21 protein-coding genes are annotated in these 23,520 nt (G+C 45.7%); 2 read left to right on the top strand and 19 right to left on the bottom strand.

Annotated elements, in window-relative coordinates; all coding sequences use genetic code 11:
* Positions 1-209: 209 nt before the first annotated feature.
* The 6 genes from HMPREF1527_RS06945 to HMPREF1527_RS06970 all read right to left on the bottom strand — a co-directional run bounded on the left by HMPREF1527_RS06945 (position 210) and on the right by HMPREF1527_RS06970 (position 11,732).
* A complete protein-coding gene (locus tag HMPREF1527_RS06945; RefSeq protein ID WP_016477986.1) occupies positions 210-3,176 on the bottom strand; it encodes an AAA family ATPase in 2,967 nt (988 codons plus the stop codon).
* A gap of 1,308 nt (positions 3,177-4,484) precedes the next feature.
* Positions 4,485-5,057 carry a hypothetical protein gene (locus HMPREF1527_RS06950; protein WP_156825496.1) on the bottom strand — a complete coding sequence of 191 codons (573 nt, stop codon included), beginning with the start codon at positions 5,055-5,057 and terminating at the stop codon, positions 4,485-4,487.
* A gap of 215 nt (positions 5,058-5,272) precedes the next feature.
* The gene (locus tag HMPREF1527_RS06955; RefSeq protein ID WP_016477988.1) at positions 5,273-5,569 is read right to left on the bottom strand and encodes a hypothetical protein; all 297 of its coding nucleotides are present in this window, start codon (positions 5,567-5,569) and stop codon (positions 5,273-5,275) included.
* 788 nt (positions 5,570-6,357) lie between these two features.
* Positions 6,358-10,011 carry a hypothetical protein gene (locus HMPREF1527_RS06960; protein WP_016477989.1) on the bottom strand — a complete coding sequence of 1,218 codons (3,654 nt, stop codon included), beginning with the start codon at positions 10,009-10,011 and terminating at the stop codon, positions 6,358-6,360.
* Positions 10,012-10,182: 171 nt separating this feature from the next.
* Positions 10,183-11,097 (bottom strand): nucleotidyl transferase AbiEii/AbiGii toxin family protein, encoded by a 915-nt coding sequence (locus tag HMPREF1527_RS06965; RefSeq protein ID WP_016477990.1) that lies wholly within the window; start codon positions 11,095-11,097, stop codon positions 10,183-10,185.
* A 5-nt stretch (positions 11,098-11,102) separates the two neighbouring features.
* Positions 11,103-11,732 carry a type IV toxin-antitoxin system AbiEi family antitoxin domain-containing protein gene (locus HMPREF1527_RS06970; protein ID WP_016477991.1) on the bottom strand — a complete coding sequence of 210 codons (630 nt, stop codon included), beginning with the start codon at positions 11,730-11,732 and terminating at the stop codon, positions 11,103-11,105.
* A 724-nt stretch (positions 11,733-12,456) separates the two neighbouring features.
* On the opposite strand from HMPREF1527_RS06970, the gene HMPREF1527_RS06975 reads away from it, so the two are divergent.
* Entirely contained in the window at positions 12,457-13,059 is a 603-nt protein-coding gene (locus HMPREF1527_RS06975; protein ID WP_016477992.1) for a hypothetical protein, read from the top strand.
* A gap of 4 nt (positions 13,060-13,063) precedes the next feature.
* Entirely contained in the window at positions 13,064-14,599 is a 1,536-nt protein-coding gene (locus tag HMPREF1527_RS06980) for a hypothetical protein (RefSeq protein WP_016477993.1), read from the top strand.
* A gap of 457 nt (positions 14,600-15,056) precedes the next feature.
* Here the strand turns inward: HMPREF1527_RS06980 and HMPREF1527_RS06985 are convergent, their stop codons facing one another.
* From HMPREF1527_RS06985 to HMPREF1527_RS07045, 13 genes are all read right to left on the bottom strand, one after another.
* Positions 15,057-15,440 (bottom strand): type II toxin-antitoxin system death-on-curing family toxin, encoded by a 384-nt coding sequence (locus HMPREF1527_RS06985; RefSeq protein ID WP_016477994.1) that lies wholly within the window; start codon positions 15,438-15,440, stop codon positions 15,057-15,059.
* A complete protein-coding gene (locus HMPREF1527_RS06990; protein ID WP_016477995.1) occupies positions 15,437-15,649 on the bottom strand; it encodes a type II toxin-antitoxin system Phd/YefM family antitoxin in 213 nt (70 codons plus the stop codon). The genes HMPREF1527_RS06985 and HMPREF1527_RS06990 overlap by 4 nt, the downstream gene beginning before the upstream one ends.
* A 517-nt stretch (positions 15,650-16,166) precedes the next feature.
* Positions 16,167-17,375 (bottom strand): ATP-binding protein, encoded by a 1,209-nt coding sequence (locus HMPREF1527_RS06995; RefSeq protein WP_016477996.1) that lies wholly within the window; start codon positions 17,373-17,375, stop codon positions 16,167-16,169.
* A gap of 79 nt (positions 17,376-17,454) precedes the next feature.
* Positions 17,455-17,778 (bottom strand): TfoX/Sxy family protein, encoded by a 324-nt coding sequence (locus HMPREF1527_RS07000; protein ID WP_016477997.1) that lies wholly within the window; start codon positions 17,776-17,778, stop codon positions 17,455-17,457.
* 132 nt (positions 17,779-17,910) lie between these two features.
* Complete coding sequence (locus HMPREF1527_RS07950) at positions 17,911-18,105, bottom strand: helix-turn-helix domain-containing protein (RefSeq protein ID WP_035434205.1); 195 nt, start codon at positions 18,103-18,105, stop codon at positions 17,911-17,913.
* A 15-nt stretch (positions 18,106-18,120) separates the two neighbouring features.
* Positions 18,121-18,348 (bottom strand): DUF2442 domain-containing protein, encoded by a 228-nt coding sequence (locus HMPREF1527_RS07955; protein ID WP_016477998.1) that lies wholly within the window; start codon positions 18,346-18,348, stop codon positions 18,121-18,123.
* A gap of 73 nt (positions 18,349-18,421) precedes the next feature.
* A complete protein-coding gene (locus HMPREF1527_RS08055; RefSeq protein WP_369745458.1) occupies positions 18,422-18,589 on the bottom strand; it encodes a DUF4160 domain-containing protein in 168 nt (55 codons plus the stop codon).
* 139 nt (positions 18,590-18,728) lie between these two features.
* The gene (locus HMPREF1527_RS07020) at positions 18,729-19,064 is read right to left on the bottom strand and encodes a hypothetical protein (protein WP_016478000.1); all 336 of its coding nucleotides are present in this window, start codon (positions 19,062-19,064) and stop codon (positions 18,729-18,731) included.
* A 272-nt stretch (positions 19,065-19,336) separates the two neighbouring features.
* Positions 19,337-20,182, bottom strand: coding sequence for a nucleotidyl transferase AbiEii/AbiGii toxin family protein (locus HMPREF1527_RS07025; protein WP_016478001.1), 846 nt, complete (start codon positions 20,180-20,182; stop codon positions 19,337-19,339).
* Positions 20,179-20,814: a hypothetical protein gene (locus HMPREF1527_RS07030; protein WP_016478002.1), complete on the bottom strand. Its 636-nt coding sequence runs from the start codon at positions 20,812-20,814 to the stop codon at positions 20,179-20,181. Before HMPREF1527_RS07030 ends, HMPREF1527_RS07025 begins: the two co-directional genes overlap by 4 nt.
* Positions 20,815-21,000: 186 nt before the next feature.
* Complete coding sequence (locus HMPREF1527_RS07035) at positions 21,001-22,107, bottom strand: AAA family ATPase (protein WP_016478003.1); 1,107 nt, start codon at positions 22,105-22,107, stop codon at positions 21,001-21,003.
* A 2-nt stretch (positions 22,108-22,109) separates the two neighbouring features.
* On the bottom strand, positions 22,110-22,898 hold the full coding sequence (locus HMPREF1527_RS07040; RefSeq protein WP_016478004.1) for a DUF6414 family protein: 789 nt from the start codon (positions 22,896-22,898) through the stop codon (positions 22,110-22,112).
* Positions 22,899-23,012: 114 nt separating this feature from the next.
* The gene (locus HMPREF1527_RS07045) at positions 23,013-23,225 is read right to left on the bottom strand and encodes a type II toxin-antitoxin system Phd/YefM family antitoxin (protein ID WP_016478005.1); all 213 of its coding nucleotides are present in this window, start codon (positions 23,223-23,225) and stop codon (positions 23,013-23,015) included.
* Between the last annotated feature and the right edge of the window lie 295 nt (positions 23,226-23,520).

Genomic DNA, 23,520 nt, shown 5'->3' on the forward strand with positions numbered 1-23,520 from the left:
GAAATCCCCATTTCGTCAATGTTTAGTCGCAATCACCCGCATAGTGGTCGGTTTTATGTGTTACGCGTTAATCTCACTCAACAGGCTAAAGTCCTGAAAAAGCAGGCGCCATTACGACGCCTGCTCAAAAGCACGAGAAATAGATACAGATTTGGTTTAATCAGGTGGCTCTCGTTGAAACAACTACCAACTACACAACCTTCTCAACTCTACGCAAAACCCATGGATGGTTTTGATGCTAAAGGAATATCGATTTTAAAGTCGCATCCACGCAGCTCCATAAGCTGCTTATCGTCAATAGGCTTCTTGGAAGAGTCAATTTTCTCTGCTGTCTCAGCAGCTTCTGCAGATCCGACGTCCTGAGCGGCAGTCCCAGCTAAGACAGCATTTACACGTACAGCCTGTACCACCATAGCGTCCTCAAGCATCGTACGAACTACACGAGCATTACCAAAGTTTGGTAATTGTGCCATTGCGGCAATCTGTTTCTTAAAACGGGGCAATACATCATCCGCTAAAGTAAATCCAAGCTCACAAGCCATAAGGTTCAGAATTTGACCCAGCTCATCAATCGAATAGTCAGGAAACCGAATCTGTGTCTTTATTCGAGATGCGAGCCCTGGATTGCAGCTCATGAAATCAAGTATTTCTTGCTCATAACCAGCAAAAATTACCACCACATCATTGCGCATATTCTCCATACATTGAACGATAGTATTGATTGCCTCATCACCATAACTATGCGACCTGTCATCAATAAGCGAATAGGCTTCGTCGATAAAAATTACTGAGCCTCGAGCTTTCTCAAATAACGCCTGCACTTTAGGTGCCGTAGATCCCACAACCGTGCCCACCAAATCGGCACGACCGCACTCGTAGAAATCACCTACCGATAAGATGCCTTCATCCTTCAAGATCTTTCCTATCAGACGTGCTACCTCGGTTTTTCCAGTACCGGGATTGCCGAGAAATGCCATGTGCATCGGTAAATAATCAGACTCAAAGCCATTGTCGCGCCTATACTTTTGCACTTTCGCGTATGTAAGGCGTTCAAATATAACCTGCTTTACCTTATCCAATCCAATTAAATCTGCAAGCCGCTCTTGTGCAGACTGACTACGTATATCCCGTTTTGATGTCTGTCCTGCGAAAACTTCTCCAAACTGAGCAATGGCATCACTGTCTGCCAAAGACACAATATCGCACCCTTGTAACATCCCAAGCTCATGCTTAAGCTGCAGGGAATCGCTCGCATCTGCATATAAATGAGCCAATCTCAGCTGCTGGGCACCAAGCGAATCTTCAAACAGCTTGCGTACAAATCGTGCATTACCCTGATCTCCTCGGCGACCAGCACCAGAAAGCTTATCCCGTACACAAGTACGCGTCTCATCTGTCAAAGCTACCTGCACATGCTTTGCCATCAACTCAAAGATCTGTTCCAGTTCTTCTGTGGTATAGTCGCCAAACCTCATAGTAAAGCCAATACGCGACCTAAAGCCAGGATTTGTGTCTAACAGTTGTTCCATATGACGAGAATATCCAGCTAGAATAACTACCGTTTCCTCGCGGTTATTTTCCATACCAGCTATCAACGCCGCCACTGTCTCAGGATAGCCAATTAACGTATAAGCTTCATCAACAAACAGTACCGAGCCACGTGCCGCTTCAAATATCTTGGGGACATTACTAGGACTAAGTTCTGAACCAGAAATAACAACCAAACGGCCTTCTCGCAAAACACCTTCACGGTGCAGGATTTCTCCATACAGTTTTGCTACCTCAGTTTTTCCAGTACCAGGATTGCCGGAAAACACCATATGCATCGAGAAGTTCCTTGTGGGCTGTCCCAGCCTTGCAAGCGTGCGATTCATTCTAATACGCAAAACAATATCTTGAATCAGCTGCTTTTGTGCTGATAGGCCAATCAACTCCTGCAAACGCTGCATAGGATCTGCCTGTTTTATCGGAGACTTCAGGTACGTATGATACGCATCTCGATACAAGGGATAGACTTGTTGTGTCTGCGACAGTGTCTGCCAGTCATCAAATATTTGCGTTACCGTGCGGTCGCTGCGGTTAAATTGATATTTTGCAAGTAATGACTCCATTGATGCAGACGGCTCTACCCCACGACGTTTTGCTACTTGTACAAGCTTGTCATATGCATCCGTCTGATTCCAAACAGCCAAACCTTTCTCATATTCTATAGTCAACACAGGAGCCTGTAGCTTATCCGCTAAGCGCCGCATATTCGCCTCATTACCTGCTGCAACCATGAGCACTACTTGCACACGATCGAGATGATTGTTAAGAAGCCCAATAAGCTTTGTAAGTGCTTGATACTTACGAAGGTCAAGGTCCCTATCATTTGGGGACTCGGAATATTGAATAAGTAACAGATTGTCTTCGAAGCAGCTTACGAGGTTATCGTTAAGACACTCTATAACCTCGCTCCTGTATGCGCTCTCCCATTGCGGGCAGTCAAAATTAAGCTTGTACACGTGTGTCGAGGGAACACGACCGGCATCTTGCAGCGCACTGGCCAATACGTTAAAACCCTGCATACCAACAGGAGAACCTGCGCCTTCCAAAATATAATGCACGGGGAAATGATTGTACCTTTCACTATCTGCAGCCACTGTATCAGCACTCTCATAAATGCGTTGCACTTCTTTTGCGAGGTTCCTACCAAATTTTGATTGCAAGGCATCCTTCAATAATGTGTCTTTGCCATGCGCTGTATCAATAAATGATTCCGTAGCAAAATCATTAGACGATTTAAATACGTCATAGAACTCATTTGCGCCCACAACGCTCAACATGGAACGCAGGGAATTCAATCCCTGCGTAGTGACCTCACCCAAAACTTGCATGGCATTGCTTTCCTTAACCGAAAGGTTTTTTCGCAAATCCTTATCGAAACCGAAATTCCAAATTTCGCATGCTCTTACAACTTGGTCCTTCACGAACTCTGTATTATCAACAAACGGCTTGCTGTATACGATGACGCAAAACGATAGTAGACTTCTAAAGCCAAAGCGTGATTCGTACACAGCCACAAAACTTTCTTTATCCAGCTCGCTGTATAAAAATGAGACGCTCTCTGCCATAGGTCGTTTAAAATCCGAATCTATATAGTACTGGTGCGCTACTTCTGCAATGTACGTTCTCATACTCTCTCCTGCCTGCTCGCTCGCTATTCGTTGATAATTACCGTGCTCCATTTCAATACGCAGAGTTGAGCGTCAAATCTTACGTTTTCATATAGCCTCCTAAATTGAGCAGTGGCCAGTGACGTGGCGAGAAGCCCGTCCATCGAGACGCGTTAATGTCTCTCGTTGCAAGACACAACGCATATATGTAGATATAAGTTGTAGGTATTAGTAATACTGTTAGTTAACTACGGTCAGGTTCTCATACATTAACAAGCTAAACAATCCGTTATCCCGGTCTTGTTGCTTGCTTACTTTTACCTCACCGTTTGCTGAAATTACTTCTCAATAGGTACGGGAGCGAAAGTTCCTGTTGTATCTCTTTGCTTGAGCATATGCTCATCCAAACTAGGACTGCCAAACTGCACCGGCAGATATAGGTGTATCCATCTCATTTCTGAACATCGAATCCTCTGTATACGTTTGAACCCAAACAACGCCATGCATACCCCTTTTCTCTTTGTATCCTTCACGTCTTTACATGAACAAGCGCTCGGGACACCTACTGTTTTGGCAACAAATAGACAAAAGGTAACAAATAGTACTTTTAGCTAAGGGACAACAACAAAACGAGGTCAATATATACGAACACAAAATCGCTTCCAATAACGGCGAAAGCGATTATACCCACTGTCTAAAGTATTATTCAGTTCTTTTTAAATATTTTTTCTATCGTGGGATTCGTTATGCATTCGGGCATTCGGTCCTTGGCGAGAAAATCTTTCTTACCTTCAATTATATAGGTAGGGTTTTTTATTTATGCAGGTATATAGAAGTGTAAAACCGTCATTTACTCCCCAACAGATAATCCCGTCCCAAAACTTATCCAGGTGGGTTTTGGAACGGATTTAGCGCTCTCGGTGGCATTTTTCAAAAACCGTACTCCTTATAACGAACTGTACTTTTTCAAATCAGGCTTTGGAAAGAGCTCTTAAATCCAAACTGAGCCCCAACTCGACACGTAAAAGTACTGGGATGATAACAGGTTACTGAGGAGCAAATTCACAACCTACGGAAAACACGAAATGATTGAACGTAGCTGAATTCACGTCCGGAATCACATGGAACCGGCAGGGACTCACCCCGAGCGAAAACTGACAAGACGAGCCCGAGAAAATAGAATACTAGGCCATGCGGAAGGATGTAGATTATTACGATTGTCAAGGAAGCCGAATAAGGTATAGCTACCCCAACCTGCACGTGAGACGAGGATGTTTTTACTAATGCATTCACTTGTATGTACAGACAAGCCAACCTACATAGGTGATCTTAATCTGCAGATAGGATAAAGTTTGAATCCTTGGAGATGTTATTGATTACCTCCTTGGGCAAGAGCGTGAATTCTTTGGACTCTTTTTTATCTTTAGTCCATTCTTTAACCAGATTGAATACCGCTATCCCCATCGGCTGTTCTATACTAAACGTTATGGTACGTAGCTTCTCACCAGTGTGTAGCTTCTCATTAAAAACAATATTACCACTCTTGTTTTTATACTTCTCGACGCCCCACTTTTCTATGCTTCTGGCAAAAATTAGGCAAACGTCACTACTGCGTTCCTCCGCCAAGGGAATCAAGCACTCGCGTACAAACTTCTTTGTTGCCACTACACTGGGCATCTTCTCCAAACAATAATTGGGAATATCCTTCATTCCCTCAGTGTGGTAGGGAAATAGCTCTATTATGGCAGTCATTTTCGAAAGGAGATTGAAAATATCCTCATCTTTAACGCATTGCTCAGGTTTATGTTTCTTATACTCTTTTGCAATATTTCTTACTAAGGATTTGCTTGTGACCTTTTGGTTAAATATTTTTTTCCAATAATCAACCCCTGGTGTATCCATACCTTTAAAGCACCCGCATTTAAACGGGTATTCTATGCCTTGGCTCAGATTATCGATAACAAACCCTTCTCCATCGTCAGTCTTAAAGCAATCGTCTGTGTTGCACCCTTTCTTATACCTAGGATTCAGCACACAGATAAAAAGTTTTGCGTGTAGCAAATCGCCTATAACTACTGTCGGGGGCAAACCTGTTTTATTAACGTTTTTCTCAGTCTTTAGTTCACTATTTTTTCACACTTTTCCCTTATCTCTTTGATAGTAGGTAAGTCACAGGGAAGGAACCTTTTTTCATCGGGTACCTTTTCATCGGATATCTTTTTTGCTTCTTTCTGTTCTTCTAGACTTTCATACACCTTTGGGTACTCGTCATACTGTTTTTTTAGAAATTCGAAATATTCATTCGCCTTTACGCTAATCTCGTCCTTGGAGCTCATCCGATCACCTGCCAAATCAAATAGTGGGGGTTTTCTTAGTAAGAATCTTCTAATGGATTGAAAATGCGCCTTTTGCATCTATCTAAATCCACCTGTCTGAATACCAGGCATTTGCGAACTGTTGTAACGGATATCTATTGAGGCGCTGCTGTAATGTATCCACCTCCTTGTAAAGTAATAATAGCCAGAATCTGTATGCGCACTTTCCCACAGAAAAACATTGAGCAGCCATATGTATTTTTATTATAATTTTGGGCTAAGACTCTTACAACTCTCAACTACACCGACAACGGCGCAAAACCGATAGGGTAACGCTATCCTACATCGGGGATTATTACCCAATCAATTCTCAACGCACAGTGTCCATCCAACCAAAAGCTCAAACATTTAAGACTGAAATATCCGGCATCCGAAGAGGTACAATACCGCTAGGTAAAAACAAATGATAAACGAGCAGTTCAGAGAGATGTCTAGTCCTGCTCTGCCGTTTTATGACCCGTTTTCATGTAGCTGTTACGTCATCTGACTTACGGTTGTTATCTCACCCCTATTGCAAGCCACCTGGTAGTCAGAAGTAACTACACGACATGTAATCGCTAGGCAATATGAAAGTAATAGCCTAGTCTACGGCAACATGATTAGATCGTATCAATTGACTACATGAGAGGAAGCAGTACCGATGGGACGGAACTCTTTCCTACCCAAGAGTGATGATTCATAAACAAAGAGTAGTAGCTTTGATCTAGGGAGACATCTCTCGATAACTTGCAACAGACTACAGCTTGCTGGCATTATCTTCAACGCTCTGTAGTAATTCATCCACTGATAGAACCGTGTCATTTGTACTTGCTCTAAGTCGATAATCGCTAATGTCTACCGTGAAATAAATCCCACTTTTCCTTCTTTATCTCGGTTTCAATATATTCGATAGTTTTGGCTAACCATTCCCTATGTTTCAAATATGAAACTCCCGCTGGCAGTTGTTGTTCAATGGCTTTTAACACGTCTATCTCTCTTTGCTTTGTCGGGATAAATCCGACTTCAAATGATCCACTCATTGATGACCGACGAAGACTCAAATGACCTATCGTGGATCCTTCTTCATCCAATGTCAAAATGTAGGAAAGGGCGCGAATCCTTGTTTGGTCATTGCATTCCGACATTGCCCAACTAATTGCATAGAGATTTTCTATACCTGTCCTGTTCTCCACTACCAGCGATTCAAAGCGACACCAAAACACATCATCTGAGAAGGCCGCAGCATTGTGTATAGGGAAAAGGGACGAAAGCTCGAAGCGTTTAAGAGGTTTATTCAGTACATCATCAATACAAGATTTCAAAAGTTGCCAAGCTATTCCGTCTGATTCAGTCCAAAACACACTAATTCGCTGCATGAGTTCATGCCAGACATCGAAATCAAGCTTTGATGAGTACTCAATAAATCGATTCTTGACTGATGGATTAATTTGCACAATACAGCGCAAAAATGAGAGGTCATAATCGAAATGAGAAAATCCTTCCATCGCACGGAAGTATAAATCAACGATTGGCGATGGATTGGAAGAAAAGCTATTGGTTAGAGCACTTATATGTTTCTCATTCTTGCTCCCAAAGAAGCGCCATACGTTGCTGAAATCCTTGACACTTTCAGAAAATTTTGTTGTGTACAAAAGGGTATAACCAGGATGTTCTAATTCTATTTTCTCCAATGTTGTCAAATCAAAATGGTATCTTCCATCTTCAAGCCTAGCAAGCAATTCGTCGAGTACTTGGTTATCCAGACCTTCGTTAATCACTAGTAAATCAAGACTATCAAATAAGGCTGGATAGGCATTGATATCGAGTGCTTTGCTCAACTCTTTACGAAGATTCTTGGCGCCGATGGTACTAGCAAGGTAACTTAATGCTGCATTTGGGACAACGTGAGCGTCTCCCAGCGACTTCATGAACTCTGCAATTATTTTTAGAGCTGCATTTGGTTTTCTGTTTGCGATTTCCAAAAGAACGTTTTCGATGGCCTGGTTTGCATCCCACTGTTTTTCTAAGAGCAAACTATCTTCAACGAGTTTAGGTAAAACACCTTCCAAACGTTCGTAGGATAGGTCTTTTGGTAAAGTTTTATAGCCTTTTTCTACAGAGGAAAATGCATTCTCACAACCGAGAGCATCGAAAGTCGCTTGAGAGAACTTCTTAAGATTCAAAAGAGGATTTTGACCACAGGCTTCATAAATCTTGTTAATACAAAGAGAACAAGACAAATCACTTGTCGAGTCCTCATCGATATAGAGAGGGATAAAATCTTCGATTTTTGAAAGAACTTCATTCATGCCCTTAGCATGCTTAGCACCTGGCTTTTCACCGTAGAAGGAAAAACGCTGTCTAAAGTTTGACTTAACTCGTTCTTCGTATTCAGTTCCCAACAAGTTAGAGAGCGCTCGGAAGCACTTGGCATGCAGATTGGCTAGCTCAGGAGTGAAATTGTAACTAAGAGCGCTAATTGTATACGTTGTACCATCTAGGCTAACCCGTTCTGCCCTCGATGCAAGATATGCTTCCGTTAGGAAAATCAGGCATACCGCAATGTTACATGAACCTGTTTTGTGATATTCATCGACAAGAACATCGAGTTTTTTGTTCTCGATTTTAAACTCACCATTTTTAATATTGCATGAAAAGGCGTTATTAGCCCCGCACGCCCATCTGTATTGCGACAGCTGTTCGGTGCCCTTTTCAACACATTGCACAAACAGATCTAACGCCATATCCGAGTATTCCTCTAGGTTCATCAGTGAAACTAAAATAGACAGAACCACAGAATCATCCGATGTCACGCTCTCGCCTAAGGCTTCTTCGGAAATATCGGCTCTGGATGACCCTTCAATATGTTTTGCAACATATGCAAGCGCCTTGACCGGAATGAATTGATTGAAAGCAGTCAGGAACTGATTCGCTGCTCGTCTGTTTCCTCTCTCGAGAATATTCCAAGCCTCTTCGCACTCCTTACGGATATAACTGTTCACACTCTCGCTACCACAAACTTCGACCATGGACTTAGCTGCTTTCAGGTATGATGCTCTTGGCATTTCCGAAGTGGACACAATGAAATCTGCATAGCTCCCATGATTTGCTTTTGCAAAATGATGACATATCAGGAAATCTTGAAGATTTTGTTCTTCCATTCGAACGCTCAATTCTTTGTCCGGTGACAGTAGAGTCGTTACGATTTCTTGTTCCGCCAGTTTGGAAATCGTTTCCTCGATTTCGATCTTGTTGTAGCCCATCTTCAATAATTTCTCATAACAGGGATCACCTTCGACGATGTCTAAACCGTCGTAAATTGCAACCACCTCAATAAGGAGTCGCTCTCTGTTGGTATATTTATCGAGAGCTGAATCCATATAGAATTTTAAGAGATCATATGGTTCCCGAACGGCTTCACGATTACCTTCAGTAAGAGAAATAGCTGCCATAATAGCTAACCGTAAATTCCCATTTGCAATCGCTGTTACTCGTTCTCTAAATGATCGATTTATTGTTCCGTATTCGTTTTCAAGTACGATGTTGATTTTTTCTGGTGCTAAGGGAGCCAACTCTATATCGACGTGTTTCAGACGAGTCTCGATCATCGCAACCAGTTCGTTTCGGTACATCTTTCTGCACGTAAAGACAATCTTCAGATTATCGTTGCCTGCGCAGACGCTTAGCAGATGATCCAGCGAAACCTGATTATTTGCATCATCTACCAAAATGATTAGGCTTTCTGACTCTGTCAGGATCAACTCTATATCTTCGTCGATACTGTCCGAATACTTCGAATCGAGTACCAGGAAACCCCAGCTCTTCTCCTCACTGAATTTGCGACAAGCTTCGAGAGCGATTCTTGTTTTCCCGCATCCTGATTGCCCATAAATAAGCACAGCTTTATTTTGGTTAATTGACTTAATGATATCCGACATATCATCGTCTCTATACAAAAGAGGCTTTGACTGATCGGTCGTAAAGCGACCCTGGGAATTGCGTTTAACAAAGGCTTCTGGACTGATGAAGGATCCTTTTCCAAGTGGAATGCCCAGTGTCAGAAATGCCAAAGGAGCATATTTTTTGTCAAGATCTTCTGCTATCGCTTCTGGACCAATGATTTCTATTCTCGAGTCAATGTTTAACACCTCAGCAGTTATCGACGGGTCTAGACGAGGCGTTGTATGACAAAGGACGATACGGTCAATAAGGGATGAATCAATATGTGTCTTGCTTTCGTCTAGGCAATTATGTGCATCTGCTAAAAGCTTTTTTCTGATATCAGATGTTGAACTGGTAAATGCTGCAAAGAAGAACTTGTTGTCTTCAACCGAGTACATATCAGGTACGCCTGTGGTAGTTTTATCTGTACCAAAATTCGATCCGTAATGTACGCAGTTTCCAAGGGAATATCTCCTGCAGAGATACTGGTTCGCGAGCGTTTGAAAACGACCGCCTTCTATCTGCCTTAATTCTTCTTCTATCTGATTGATCCGAGACATTATCCTCCCCCCCCTTTTTTTTATATATTCGTCTTTGCAGTTCTGATACACGATCTCATCGCCGGTCTCCTTCAGCTCGATCTAAGCGAAGTGCCAGTCGCGGAAGGATTTGTTGAGAGGTTTCTTGTAGCCAGAATGGACTAGCATCACCACGTCCCAGCTGCGTACAGCCTACCTTTCCTTCGTCTCTGTCGGCCCCTCTTGCCTCCAGCGCAACAACTCGGGATCCCATGAGGCATCATGCCCAAAGAATCCCCTGAGGGCGGGATTGAAGAACGCGGAGGCGAGCGACGATGCCGCCTCGAACGAGACATACTTCTTGGAAATGCCGCTCTTCTTAGCAAACGCAGCAAAACTCCCGGCCCAAGCTGCAGGCGCCTCAAAGCGCTCCGGCACGCTCATGCCACGTTTAGAGCACTCGCACTCGATCGAGCGGACAAGATCTTCGAAAAAAAGGGTGACGTTCGTTGCATAGTAGACGACATCGACAAGATCTTTCATCCTCGATGAAGGCCAGCCACTTGGCTGCATCTCCATTATGGCACACAGCTTATCGGCTAGCTGGTCGGGAAGCGGATAGACGAGATAATCGCACGACTCGAGCTCCTCAACACAAACCCTGTTGGCGGGAGATATGCGCTCCGCGGGCTGCGTAATGCTGCAGTCGAGCGACAAATCGATGAGGATGGGATCCTTCTCCTCGTGACCCAAGAAAGTCTGGAATCGCAGCTTGAGCAAGCGCGAGTAGCCGTTCTCATCTAGGGATTCCACCCACTTGTCCAACTTGAACGTAAGGAAGTCACTCATATCCTTGCTAGCAAGCGCGACAAGCGCCGCAAGGGCAGCTTCAGACGATTCTCGAGAAGCCGTCGTGAAGTCAATGTCTCGCGTGGCACGACCGTTGGGAATACGCGCGAGCAGCCCACTCCCACCCTTGAGGATGAAGCGCTCATCGGGGTCGCTGAAAACCCTGCACAGAAAGCGGTCACGCAAAGCCTGACGATAGCCATCTCCTAGATCACCTCCACTCTCGCGTATTGCCTTCTTCAGGGCTCTGTCGAACTGGCCGCCGTTCTCGTACGTCATTCGTCCTATCCTTTCGCTAACGTATCGTACAGGCTGACCCCCGCCGGCATACCGAATTTGGACCCTCTTGTGTCGACCGATTCTCTCAGTCTGCCTTCATCTTCGACAAGACCCCTTCCGAGCGCGTCCGTGAGCACGTTCGCAACCAGGCTCAAATCCTCCCCGGAGTCGATTAGATCGACCACCGTACACCCGGGCTTCGTTGCGGGAACGCTAGAGACGATTGCTACGTCCTTCAAGTCGAGCCGACGCTTCCTGAGGATCAGGTTGGGGCGCTTAGTCTGCTTTCTTTCTGGGGTGCAGAACTCGTAGGGCGAAGGGCCGATTTCGCCGATCTCGTAGAGCCACGCCGCCGTCGCCCCCATGGCAACGGGTGCATTTTCAACCAAAATATCGCCAGGACGCCTCCCTGGGTAGATCGACAACCATACTGCGAGAACATCTTCCTCCCGCACGCTCGGCGAACCACCCATGCGGTAGACGCCCTTCGCAAGCCTCTCTATGTTGCCAAACCTCTCCAGTCTCGAGAGCGTGTATCGCTCGACGCCGAGCGCCTCCGCCTGCGCAGCAGTAAAGAGCCCCTTTTGGGAAGAGGCAATGTCATTGATGGTTCGTATGGCTTCAATCGTTTTCATGCTTGCATTGTAGCATAATATGCAACAATGCAAGCATATTGCTTGAGAAAATGCTACCACGTACCTACAAGTGAATAGTTACAGGTAATTGGTATCTGCACTGAACACTACGTAGTTAAAGGCTAGTAGCTTAATCTCGGTTTTTAGAGATGAATAAAAAAAGGTCCGCAATGTCGATTTGAGGGCACAAACCGGATCAAATCTCAGCTCCGGATCCATTTTAGACGAACTCAAACTCTGCATAACTGCAGTTTAGATAGTTAAAGTTGCAACCTACAAGCCACCTCCGCTTTACTCCCACTCGATGGTCGCAGTGCCCGTTTCCGTTAGTCGTCATGTAGTCACTTGAGGAGAGTATTTTCGACCGACCCAAGAATGACATATTTGTCCTACGGAAATAGCGCCAGCGGGGTGGGGAACCCCATGACCCAAGAGTGACGATTCCCGAATGAAAAGTGACAGCTCTAAACTGGGGAAATGCTGATTTTTGCTCAGTAGGTGACTACATGAATATCTTCATGCGACTAACCGACCACCAACAGATTGCGATAACAGCAACATATATACAAGCGATGGAATTGCTTACGCGAACCTCAACATCGACACGGAAAACCGCATCGGAATGCAAAACGCTGCGCAAGCATGCGTGCCGCCCCTGCAACACGAAGCAATATCGATTAGGCATATAATATTGTAAAGATTTTTTTAAATGGAAGGAACACAAATGTTCGGCGCTAAAGAATCAGTGGTCATTGTCGAAGCAAAGGGCTGCGGTAAGTATTGTAAACAGCTATATACGCTTATCGGCACCAATAACGACCGCAAGGATGATGTTATCGGACCGATTGACGGTTCGGTGGAAGCGTCTATTTTCAACGAAAAGCAATTTGCATCCACCCTGCTTTCCTCAGACCAGAAAATTATCTTTGTTGGACGACCTAAGTCTGCCAAGGACTATCTCGATGCCATAGAGACCGAGGCAACGGTACGCCTAGTAGAACATGGCATCAAAATCCATGTGAGCGGAAAGCAGGCGTCCATCGACGTTGCTGGCAATGGCCTCAGTAGCGAAGACTACCATGCATTTCTCGACTACACAAAGGAACATGGACAGGAATTCGAGGACCTGATGAAAGACCTGCGTCAGGAGAAAGGCGAGCAGGAAGGCAAGGTTATCGCACCACTGGCTTTCATTGGAAAGGCGGTAGGTAACGCTGGCACTTCAATTTCGACTGCACTCAAGGACGGGGGCATACGAGACCAACAGTTCCGTTTTGCCATAAAGCTCTTCTACCTGAAATACCTGCGCACGTTCGTGGAAGCGTAGAGTCATGAACGAATTCGAGCAAGGATACGCATTCGCCATAAAACAAGGCGCCGCCACCTGGGGCGCAGCTGCCGAGTCTGAATACGTAGAGCATGTCGAACAGGCCATCAGCAAGCTCTACAAACGTATGAACGCGTACAACTACTACAAGGCTACCATACCTTCACAGGAATCACTGAAGGGCTTCATTGCCGAAGAGTGGGCATCGGGGACTCTCAATGTCGATGCCGCGGTGAAAGGCAAGTCGGCGCTCGCCGAAGTTTTGAAGTCTACGGACCTCGGATCCGTAGACGTAGCCACCTTAGAAGGCGGTATGTACCAGCTTAAGTTTTACCTTGATCCAAGCGCCACCGTAAAGGCACTGGGCACCACACTCAGAGAGGTCTACCAGAGCTCCAAAGCCAGCGCGACCATGAGCTTCGACGAATGGACCGCTTCGAAGGGGTTCACAGGCAAACTTCCGACCGACCTCCTCTATGACGGTCAATGGGGCGTCGTTCCCTCAGACAAGCTGGCAGATTGTCAGATGGAGGCATTCAAAAGGCTATCGAAAGCAAAAGCCCTGGATCGCGCTGACGAAGTATCCCGCTGGAAGAGAGTCTCGGATGCCCTGACCGACAAGCTGGAAACCACAGACGGAATATCCAGCAGGCCACAAACGCTGGAGGATGCCCGCCAGAAGGCAATAGCCATCAGCAGAAACGAGGAGCTTCTCCCCAAGGCGGACGGCATGACCACCGCAGAACTTATCAAGATAAAGAACCTAATGGCACAGTCCTTCAAAGCCGGTGCCACTGCCGCCGCAATATCGGCTGTTGTTAAAATGGCCCCGGAGATATACAAGGCCATTGATTACTTGATAGCAGGAGGAGAGCTCGACGAGGAAAACCTGAAGGCGATCGGAGCTGCCACGCTCGATGGTGGTAAGACGGGTTTCATAAACGGCTCCGCTACAGCAGCAATCACGATCGCCGCTGGAAAGGGAGTCTTTGGGCAGGCGATAAAGACTGCAATCTCCAAACCATTCGGCCCAACGGTTATCGGAACCCTTGTCGTACTGACCGTAGAGACCTGCAGAGACGCATACCTCCTTACGCGCGGTAAGAGGACGGCAGAAGACTTCGCCAACAATCTGGCACAGGACGTCTTTGTAACGATCTTTACGCTCGCTGGCGCAGCAGTCGCCTCTATTATCGCCCCTGAGGCCACAGTACCTATGCTCATCGGATCGGCGGTTGGCTCGGCCGTCGGCTGCCTCGCTTTTGCACCTGTAAAGTCCTGCATTCTGCAGGCCTCTACCGTTTCGGGTCTTACCTTATTCGGCCTCATTGAACAGGACGAGAGTCTTCCTCCGCAACTGTTGAAAGAAATAGGCGTCAAGGGCGCTAGGTTCAAGACCGCTGAATACCGCATAGAACACCATAATATGCCTGACGTGCATACGGCAAACGTAAAGCAAAGCGGACTTCACACACTGGGTGTTAAGCAGTTGCGACGCGATGTTATCGGGATAAACAAGGTGGGTTACGTGCTCGCCTAATACAAACAAAATAAGACGCATCAATCCGGAACCGCTATTGGCTTCAGGTCTTTCTTTTGTCGTGAGTTTCAAGATGCTTGAGTGTGCCGTCGCAAATATATTAAGAAACGCGCAAGAAAACCTAATCACAATCCAGCGAGCCTTGCGTAATCTAGCACTTTATGTAGCCTTGTACGCCCTCCAAACAGGTACATCTCTAATTACCATTGAAGAGACTTTAATCTTTTGCGACCTAAGGGTACCAGATACAAGGCGAGAGACGATTGAGCTATCCCATGAAAGACGACACCCTCCAGATGACACGCGATGCATTCGCGACACCTTGTGCAATATCGGATAATGATGCGAAAATCCCTGAGAATATCGGAAGGAAATACAGAAATCTACCACCCTCCGACATCCAAAGCGAACGACCTTCTTGACAGTCTCATGAACGTATCACAGGTCACCGATTACCTTATACCACTACGTCTTTGGTCCACTCAACGAGCGAATCGTAGCTTACTGTCCCATCTGCAACACCCAGTATGACCTTTAAATAAGCTGTATGGTCAGGTCTGAAATCGATACCAGACATCCTGAGGTAAGTTCCAAGCAGGGCAGCGCCTGTCCTCTTGTTGCCATCAAGAAACGGGTGGTCGGATATGATACCAGAAGCATACCTACACGTCTCCTCAATAGCGCTTGGATACAGGTCCGCACCATCGAAGGTTTGGAACGGCTGCGCTAGCACCGAATCTAGGAATCCTTCATCGCGCAAGTCGCCAAGTCCGCCGAACTGTTCGATTGTCGCCGCATGGATGGCGAGAACTTCTTCTTTAGAGAAACTTAGCATACTCATTTAGCAAGTTCTTCGAACACGTCAGCATACTCATCCATAAAGTCAACAGCCACATCTATGGCATTACCGATTCCTTGAGCTGGCTGGATGACAACCCAAGGCTTGTTGTTTTTTAAGATGGTGACCGACCTGCCAGTCCTATTCACCTCTGCCGTCACACGAGAGAAATTATTCTTGGCCTCTGCAAGGCCCATTGTTAATGTTGCCATCTCCAACCTCCTTATATATTAGCTTAAATTATAGTCAATATATAGGCTATATCAATCGAGGACATAAACAGTCGATACCTGTGAGCCCGATTTGCGACCGCGAATCGGGAGCACTATAAATCGAACGGTTATTTAAGGAAATCTTTTTTAGCAAATCGAAAAAATATCCCGTTAATAGAGAGTTTTAACTTGAAAGCTCTACTCCCACTCAATCGTCGATACTCAAGCATCCGTGAATTCAACACGTGCTTTGATCTGTGTATATACTTACTCTTAATAGCGCGAAATCGTCCCAAAACTAGAACTCACCTAGAACTCAGCGCTAAGCTCCATTTAGCACGCAAAAGTGCTGAAATGGTAACAGGTCACTGAGGAGTTAACTCCTGAACAGTGAAAACGCAAAACAATTTGTGCTTCTGCTTCCCAACGTTCTTATCGCCTATCTTCATAAAACACTTGAGCGCGGGCACAGACTCCCTGCTTAAAACTACAGAGCAATATTTCACCTTGGCAAAAATTAGATCCCCCAAACGGGAACTGCCTGAACGGTTCGCGTGATGAGGTACGGCTCTGGAGTTTGACAAACAACATGACCGAAACCTACCTCATAACCAGGAAGGTTTTCAAGGCAGGCAAAATTCTTCACAGCATCCTTTCTCACCGTCGCTGATACCTTTACCTCAACGGGATGTAGAATATGCCCATCTTGAATAACGAGGTCAATTTCTCTTTTCTTGGCATCGCGGTAGAACCAGACATCGTGCAGACTCTTTCCTGAGTTCATAAAACTCTTAAGAATCTCGGAGACGACAAACGTCTCAAAGATGTGTCCTGCTGCTGCGCCATTTCGCAACTGATCAGGTGTCGTCCATCTGGTTAGATGACATACGAGACCGGTATCCATGAAAAAAATCTTCGGAGTCTTCGTCAGACGCTTATCGATATTTGGCCAGAACGGTTCGATAACGCGCACGATATTGGAAGCCTGAAGAACTGAGAGCCAGGCTTTGACCGTCTTATGATCCACGTCAACGGCGTTTGCAATATCAGAGGCATTCAGAAGCTGACCGGTCCTTGCTGCACATGCAACCATAAAGCTGTAAAACTTTGCTTCGTTCTTTACGCTAACAAGTTCGCGAACATCGCGCTCAAGATAGGCAGCTACGTAGTCGGTGTAGAAGAGATCCCAATCAATGTTGGGGTCTTGCAGCTCTGGCATCGAGCCCCGGTGAATTAAGTTCCAAACGTCCGTTAAGGGCGGATTCGAGGAGCTGGCCATCACTTCTGGGATGTAAGGATGGGGGTTGGAAGAATTACCGGAGAGTTCCCTCAGACTCAAACCGGGCATCTCTAAAATCCGTATCCTTCCTGCTAGGGACTCGCTCACACTCTTCATAAGATGATATGTTTGCGAACCGGTAAGTACAATGCGACCCTTTTCCTCCGATTGATCAACGATCCATTTTATCGGCGAGAAGAGCTCTGGCACACGCTGCACTTCATCGATAATAAGCGGAAGGGCCTTTGATTCGAAAAAGAGGACAGAGTCCTCTTTGGCAAGAAGATAGTCCCTGGGATTTTCCATCGAAACATAGTTAAAGTCATTACCGAGATGCTGTTTGAGTACGGTTGTCTTTCCAACCTGGCGAGCACCGGTCACAAGCACAACTTTTCCCTGCTTTAGCATTGCGTCAATCGTTGGTTCAATTTCACGCTTTATATACATACAAGGACCTCCCAGCAACAGGAGATCATTTTCTCATTAGTATTCAATGTTGTCAAATTTGGGAATTATATTCCCAAATTTATCTTTCTCTTCTGGCTTTCGCGGGTTTCTTTTCCGGAAGCTCAGCATACATACCATCCAGAAGTTCCAGAACAAGCGCCGTATCTTCAAATCTATCAAATACATGCATCAGTGTCTTTGAGCCTTCATACGGATAACGCAATTCTGAATCGGCAAGTAGCCTATCCGATGTAGGCGTTCTCTTCAAAAACAGTTCATTATCGCCAATATCGCCTATCAACTTGCCATTAAGATACACAAGATATCCGCCCATCATGGATCTTATAACGATATCGCCTGCTACAGAAAAGACGTCACGAACATATTCATTGAATTCATTCACCTTGAATGCGCTCCCATCAAATTTGAATTTGTACGACTCAGCCGAGGCCGTCTTAGCAGACGCTTCCCCCCAAGTATCAGGCGGATGCATTCGTCAATCGGACCCAACACTTGAAACCTGCAAGGTCGTGGATTATACGCCGACCGGATCGCCATACTCACGCAACATAGCGTCATGATTAACAACCCACTGCTTCTCATACTTGCGGGCGTCCACACCCGGAACTATCTTACCATCCGCGACGACCTTACGCAGCGTGGATTTGCTCAAGCCCCAGAGCTCACTGGCATCCAAAAACGATATAAGTCCGTCGAAAGGTGTTACCAACTCTGCGCCGTTTTTTCACAGCTCGTCACAAGAGAGGTCCAGGTCGTCGTTCCAGACAATACCATAGCCTCCTTGTTCCACCTTTACGTCCCTGAACAGAGCTTCGTCTCCCAGTATTTTGAAGACAGAAAAACGCTGCATAAGTGGAGCCACATCGTATATTTTTGTGGTTCCATTGGTAAACTGGATATTCAACCTCAGATTAGATAAGGCGGAGACATCCTTTACCTTATGGAATTTCATAGTGCGCCTCCTTTGATCAAGCGAGTCGGGCATCTTGAATTCCTGCGTCTCCGGACATCTTAAAGAGCTCGGATTAGTGTAGTTCTATCCACCCGAGCACCACATCAGCAGCACGGGCAAGTAAGTTGCCACCGATTACCTCACCGGATCTAATGTCAAAGGCTGCGGCATCCTCGCTATAAATTGTATGCACGTGCGGCGGGTTATGCTCCAATCCCAAGAAGTACATACGTATAACTATTCCTTAAAACCTTGCAAGTATTGATGTGTAAGTCCTTTCGTTTTGCTATTTATATCACGTTAACGTGATATAAATAGCAAAGTCTTAGCATACAAATAAACTATCTACGTTTCTCATTGAAATTACCAATCGCAAGATTTTATTCACAAAGCTGGATTTCAATGTCCTCAGCCTCTATAAAAATCTGGCCGTTGCTCATATAATTCTCAAGCTTTTCCGGTTCTGGTCCTACAACCTCATAGAGCACAGTCGGCATGGCTACATCCAACGATAGAGCAAAGTTACTCACCTCGTTCGCCCGGATGTGCGCCACCGTAGGTACGCCACTAAGATCGGTCGGCTTCCTAACTTCCGAATGATCCTCAATGATCAAATGGAAGGCCTTCCCCTCAAAATCGCAGAAACCCACGTTCAAATCATGGAACGCATCCACCTTGTCGAGAAGTTCCGCAAAGCTTTTCGTCCACTCCCCCATCCCGTTACTGCTTTGTTCACCTAAAAACTGGAGAAAATAAGGACGCAAAAAATGTTAGTAGCGGAGGTTTTGAGTTGCAACTACTCCCACTCGATCATCGCATAATCCGTTTTTATGTACTCAGCAGGGTAAGTAAGCTGGGGAAATGAGGCTTTCAACTCATCGGGTGGCTACATACCTATTGTTTATGATGAGGCTTCGTCATCGCGAGTAGATGAGTTTCAAATTCGCATACCTCGCCGCAACAAAACTTCGCTAATCGAATGCGTTCCTCAGAGGTTGGCTCTTTTCCCGATTATGCGAACAGCGTCCATGGCATCCACCACTGAGACCGCAGAGGCATATGGATTCAGACGCGTATACGCGCTCCATATGCGGGCAATTTCATCGGAGCCTTCAATCTCTCGACTAACAAGCTCATAGTCTTTCATAATGTCTGAGGAACCGCGATGCTCCGAGGTCCGCTGTACAGCCTCACGTAGCGTCTCCCAGTCAATCGTCTGTTCGTACAGTCTTACGAGCGTGGCGAGATCGTACAGATCTCGAGCACGCGTGGTAGCGACACCACGCTTCACTACCGCCTCGAACTTCTCTGCGATACACGTCTCTAACGGGTACGACATTAAATGAATCGACCTTTCCCCGAACAGGGTGGAGAACTGGTATTCAATCTCCCTCGGGGTGATGACGTCGCCCGTCGTGACATCAACCTTCAATGGTGCCCTCATACGACCGAATGTCGCAGTCAGATGCGCACGCAATCCGCCGTAGTCGTCGTCCTTGCGGATGGACTCTACTCGCTCGAACGCAAAGTCAATCCCATCTCCCAGGTTAATGGAACAAATATCTCGCATGGCGGCCGAAACTGTCTCCTCGCTCACCGTCAGAGACCTAATAGTCGCATCTAAATCCATGGTGGTACGCTGCGCCACGCCCATCATCGAGGAAAGAAGCAGCCCTCCCTTGATGACGAAGTGTTCACGGTACTGCGTCCTCTCTAGTCTCATGAGAAGTTGCTCGAAGAAATAGCGCTGCACAATCTCTTGGGCGGAAAGGCCGTGCTCTTTTGCCAGAGCCTTCGCTTTGCCTCTCAGGCTCGCATCGTTGAGGATTGTCATGACAGCACCTCCAAGTACATCTGAATCTCTGCTGTTGCGTTTATGACCTTCGCATAACGCATCAGCTGGGGCAAGTCCTTCTCGGGAGAGTCAAAGTACGCATTCATGGCCTGTCCGAGAAGTTGGGTGTCAGCCTCGCCGCGTCTGCGCGCCATCACGAGGTCACAGATGCTGCGTTCGCGGTCGTGAAGCAGCAGCAGCGTGCCCGCGGGAGACTCGCCTTGCACCACACCTAGACCATAGAGCCCCTTGTCCTCATGCGAAACAAGACAGTTGGGAAACTCCCCTACTATGCCATCTTCCTTGTATCCCCGGGGGAGCGAGATCTCGTACACACCCGGCACGATATCAGTCATGCCGTGGAGGTAGAGCGAGCTACTGCAGCGAAAGATAACCTTCGGCCATCGAAGCGAGATGACGGCGAAGTCATCTAACGGTGTATCCGCGAGTGCGAAGACCCCACGGCTCTCCTTGACCGCTACGCCCTGGGAAACGAGCAGCTGCAACATGCTCGATGAGAAGCCCGCCTCACGTGCCTGCTTGGTGGTGATGCGACCGGCGCTTTCATGCATGAACTCTATGAGGGCGTCCTTTTTCGTTTTTCCTCCAGTGGTAAGACATACGGCACTCATACTTATAATATAGTATATATTGCCATATTCTTAGATGCACTTAGATAATTTAAGGCTTGCATGGGGAGCGCAGAAAAAACATTTCAGGCGTGTTGGTGTAGGCGCGCATAGCTACACGGGAATTATTCGACATAAGCAAGCAGACGTTTTCTGCACACTTTTCACTGGCTACCAAAGCGTTATCCCTTACATGGGTTCTTGCTCATATAAAAGATTTTCTATGGTTGAACGGACCGCAGCTTGAACCGTTCTTCCGTTTGACTCGGTAACGATGATTTTTCTTGCCGCTAACCGTATCACCTGTTGGCGATTGATATCTTCATGGTTGACAATCTGCGACAACTGCTTATCTGCTTCTATTTCCAATATTTTCAATAAATTGTTTGGGGAGAAGTCTTCGAAGTAGATACTTTTGTCAATTCGGAAATAGATTGGATCCCCAAGGTTTCTTCTTATGTCTTCTTCAGTAAGGAAGTTACAAGTTAACACAATTAGAAGGCCGCTTATGTCAACTTCATATGTTGTGTCGAGAAAAGTTGGATTGTCAAACAAGGAATAGAATGCCGATCGATATGACGCTCCACATTTGTCCATCTCGTCAAAAAATACAAGATTCGATTCGCGCTCATTTAGCTCATATCCTAATGAGTTGACGTTTGGCTTTCCTCCGAAAAGATAATCCGAATTTGCAAAGGAAAAATCTTCAAACATCGAAAGATGACGCTCTATCATCTTCCCACCAAAGAATGTATCCGCTATTGCTTTTGCAGTTTCGGTTTTTCCCAAGCTGCTATTTCCGTATAACATTAATACGTATGGTTTATTTCGTTTGGTGCTTGCCAGGTAGTTTAGTGTTTTAGCTATTTGCTCTAAGGCATTGTCTTGCCCAATAATTTTCCGCCTGACGTCTTCGATCTTTTTTTGAACATCAGATATTTCTGCAAGAGAGGATCTCGGTTCTTCGATTAATCGAAGGTTGCAATTTTCAGCCTCATACTCGCGGCGTATGTAATGAAAAAGAATCCTGGTGGGGTTGTGTATGTATACAAGCGCATCTTTTTCCGTTACGTCTTCTATTAAACCTCCCAGACGAGCATGTGCACTTTCTACGATTCCATGATAGTGATTGTTTCGCACAATGAGAGAGTCAATTTTTTGAGGCATCTTTCCAGCAGTTCTCACAGTATCGAATAACGTTATAACGTCATTGAACTCAGCTCCTTTTGCAGATAGTTTTTGAAGGTTCTTCTCGAAAAATGAAACTGAGCCAATAATGATGAAGTAGCTACGCATGACTATTGCTCGCTTACATAAGCGCATAAGACGTCATACAGCTTAATATTTCGATTACTTTGCTTATTTTCACTACAAGCTTTTTGTTCCACTTCGATCCCTTCTGGCGAATTACTGGAAAAGTAGATATCCTCCAAGGTTTTGTCCTTTTCAGTAGGGACGTCAAATAGCGATTGCATGGCACTTAATTTCTTTAGATAATCAAAGCTGTCGGAAGGGTAATCGCCAACTTGCATACAGTACAGGTCTAGGACAGACATCGATATGTCATTTCTTTTATAGTTGCTCAAATATGCCTTCTGGTTGAACCTAACGTATTGATTGTTTCCAATATCGTATAAGTCATATCCCTCCATAGAGGTCAACAAGTCCGCCACTTCTCTAATGTTGAAATCTTGGTTATTGGGCTTCGCAAGCTTAAGAAAGGTTGCAGCTACTCTGAATGATGTTAGTGAATTTTTTACGTCATGAAGTTGGACTTTGTTAAATGATTCAAGGCTACTTTCAATAACGCGAAACATACTGATATCCGTTGAAGTTACTGTTGTTCTACTATCCCATTCACGAAGATACTGCAATTCAATCTTTCCGTTGAATAAGAATTTGAGTCTGCCAATAAATGGAACTCCCAATGCTGTAGAGAAATGGGATTTCGCGCTTGCATCTCCATTTAGAAACTTGTTTGAGCTTTGGGAGCTAGTCTCTTGAACAGCACCCCTATTCTCTCTTTGCAGAGCGTTATTGATGGTTTCGCGGTCAAAGTAAACGATCTTCTTCAAGCTGTTTTTCAATTCATATGTCCTTTGTTATCACGTTTCAATGAAGCTTTAACGAGTTACCTGCTAGCACGAGGAGAAAGGGGGAAATAGGAGGTAAAAATTTCCTCTTGGAGAAGGCGAGCGCACTCATTTAGCAAGCTTTTCGAACACGTCAGCATATTCGTCCATAAAGTCGACGGCTACGTCTGCGACGCTGCTACTACCCTGAGCCGGCTGGATCACGACCCAGGGCTTGTTGTTTTTTAAGATAGTGACCGACCTGCCAGTCCTGTTCACCTCTGCCGTCACACGAGAAAAGTTGTTCTTGGCCTCCGCGAGCCCCATCGTCAATGCTGCCATTTCTGACCTCCTATACTACTAGCTAGAATTATAGCCAATATACAGGAGCGTCAATTGAAGATATAGATGGAAAGTGCGTATACAGCTGACCAGCATCGTATTCGATACATCTTATAGGCAGACGATTTTTGTCGAGGATAATCTTTCGCTCATTTTGGAAACTATTTAGGAAGACATTCGTAAATTGCTCCATGAATAGCTTTCTGAATTACGAAAAAAGTGGACATGGTGTTCTCGGCGGTAACGCTAAGGTCATACCCCCGTACATCCATGCTTAATATATGTAGAAATTAAG

The sequence above is a fragment of the Atopobium sp. oral taxon 199 str. F0494 genome, assembly GCF_000411555.1.
Lineage (GTDB): Bacteria > Actinomycetota > Coriobacteriia > Coriobacteriales > Atopobiaceae > Lancefieldella.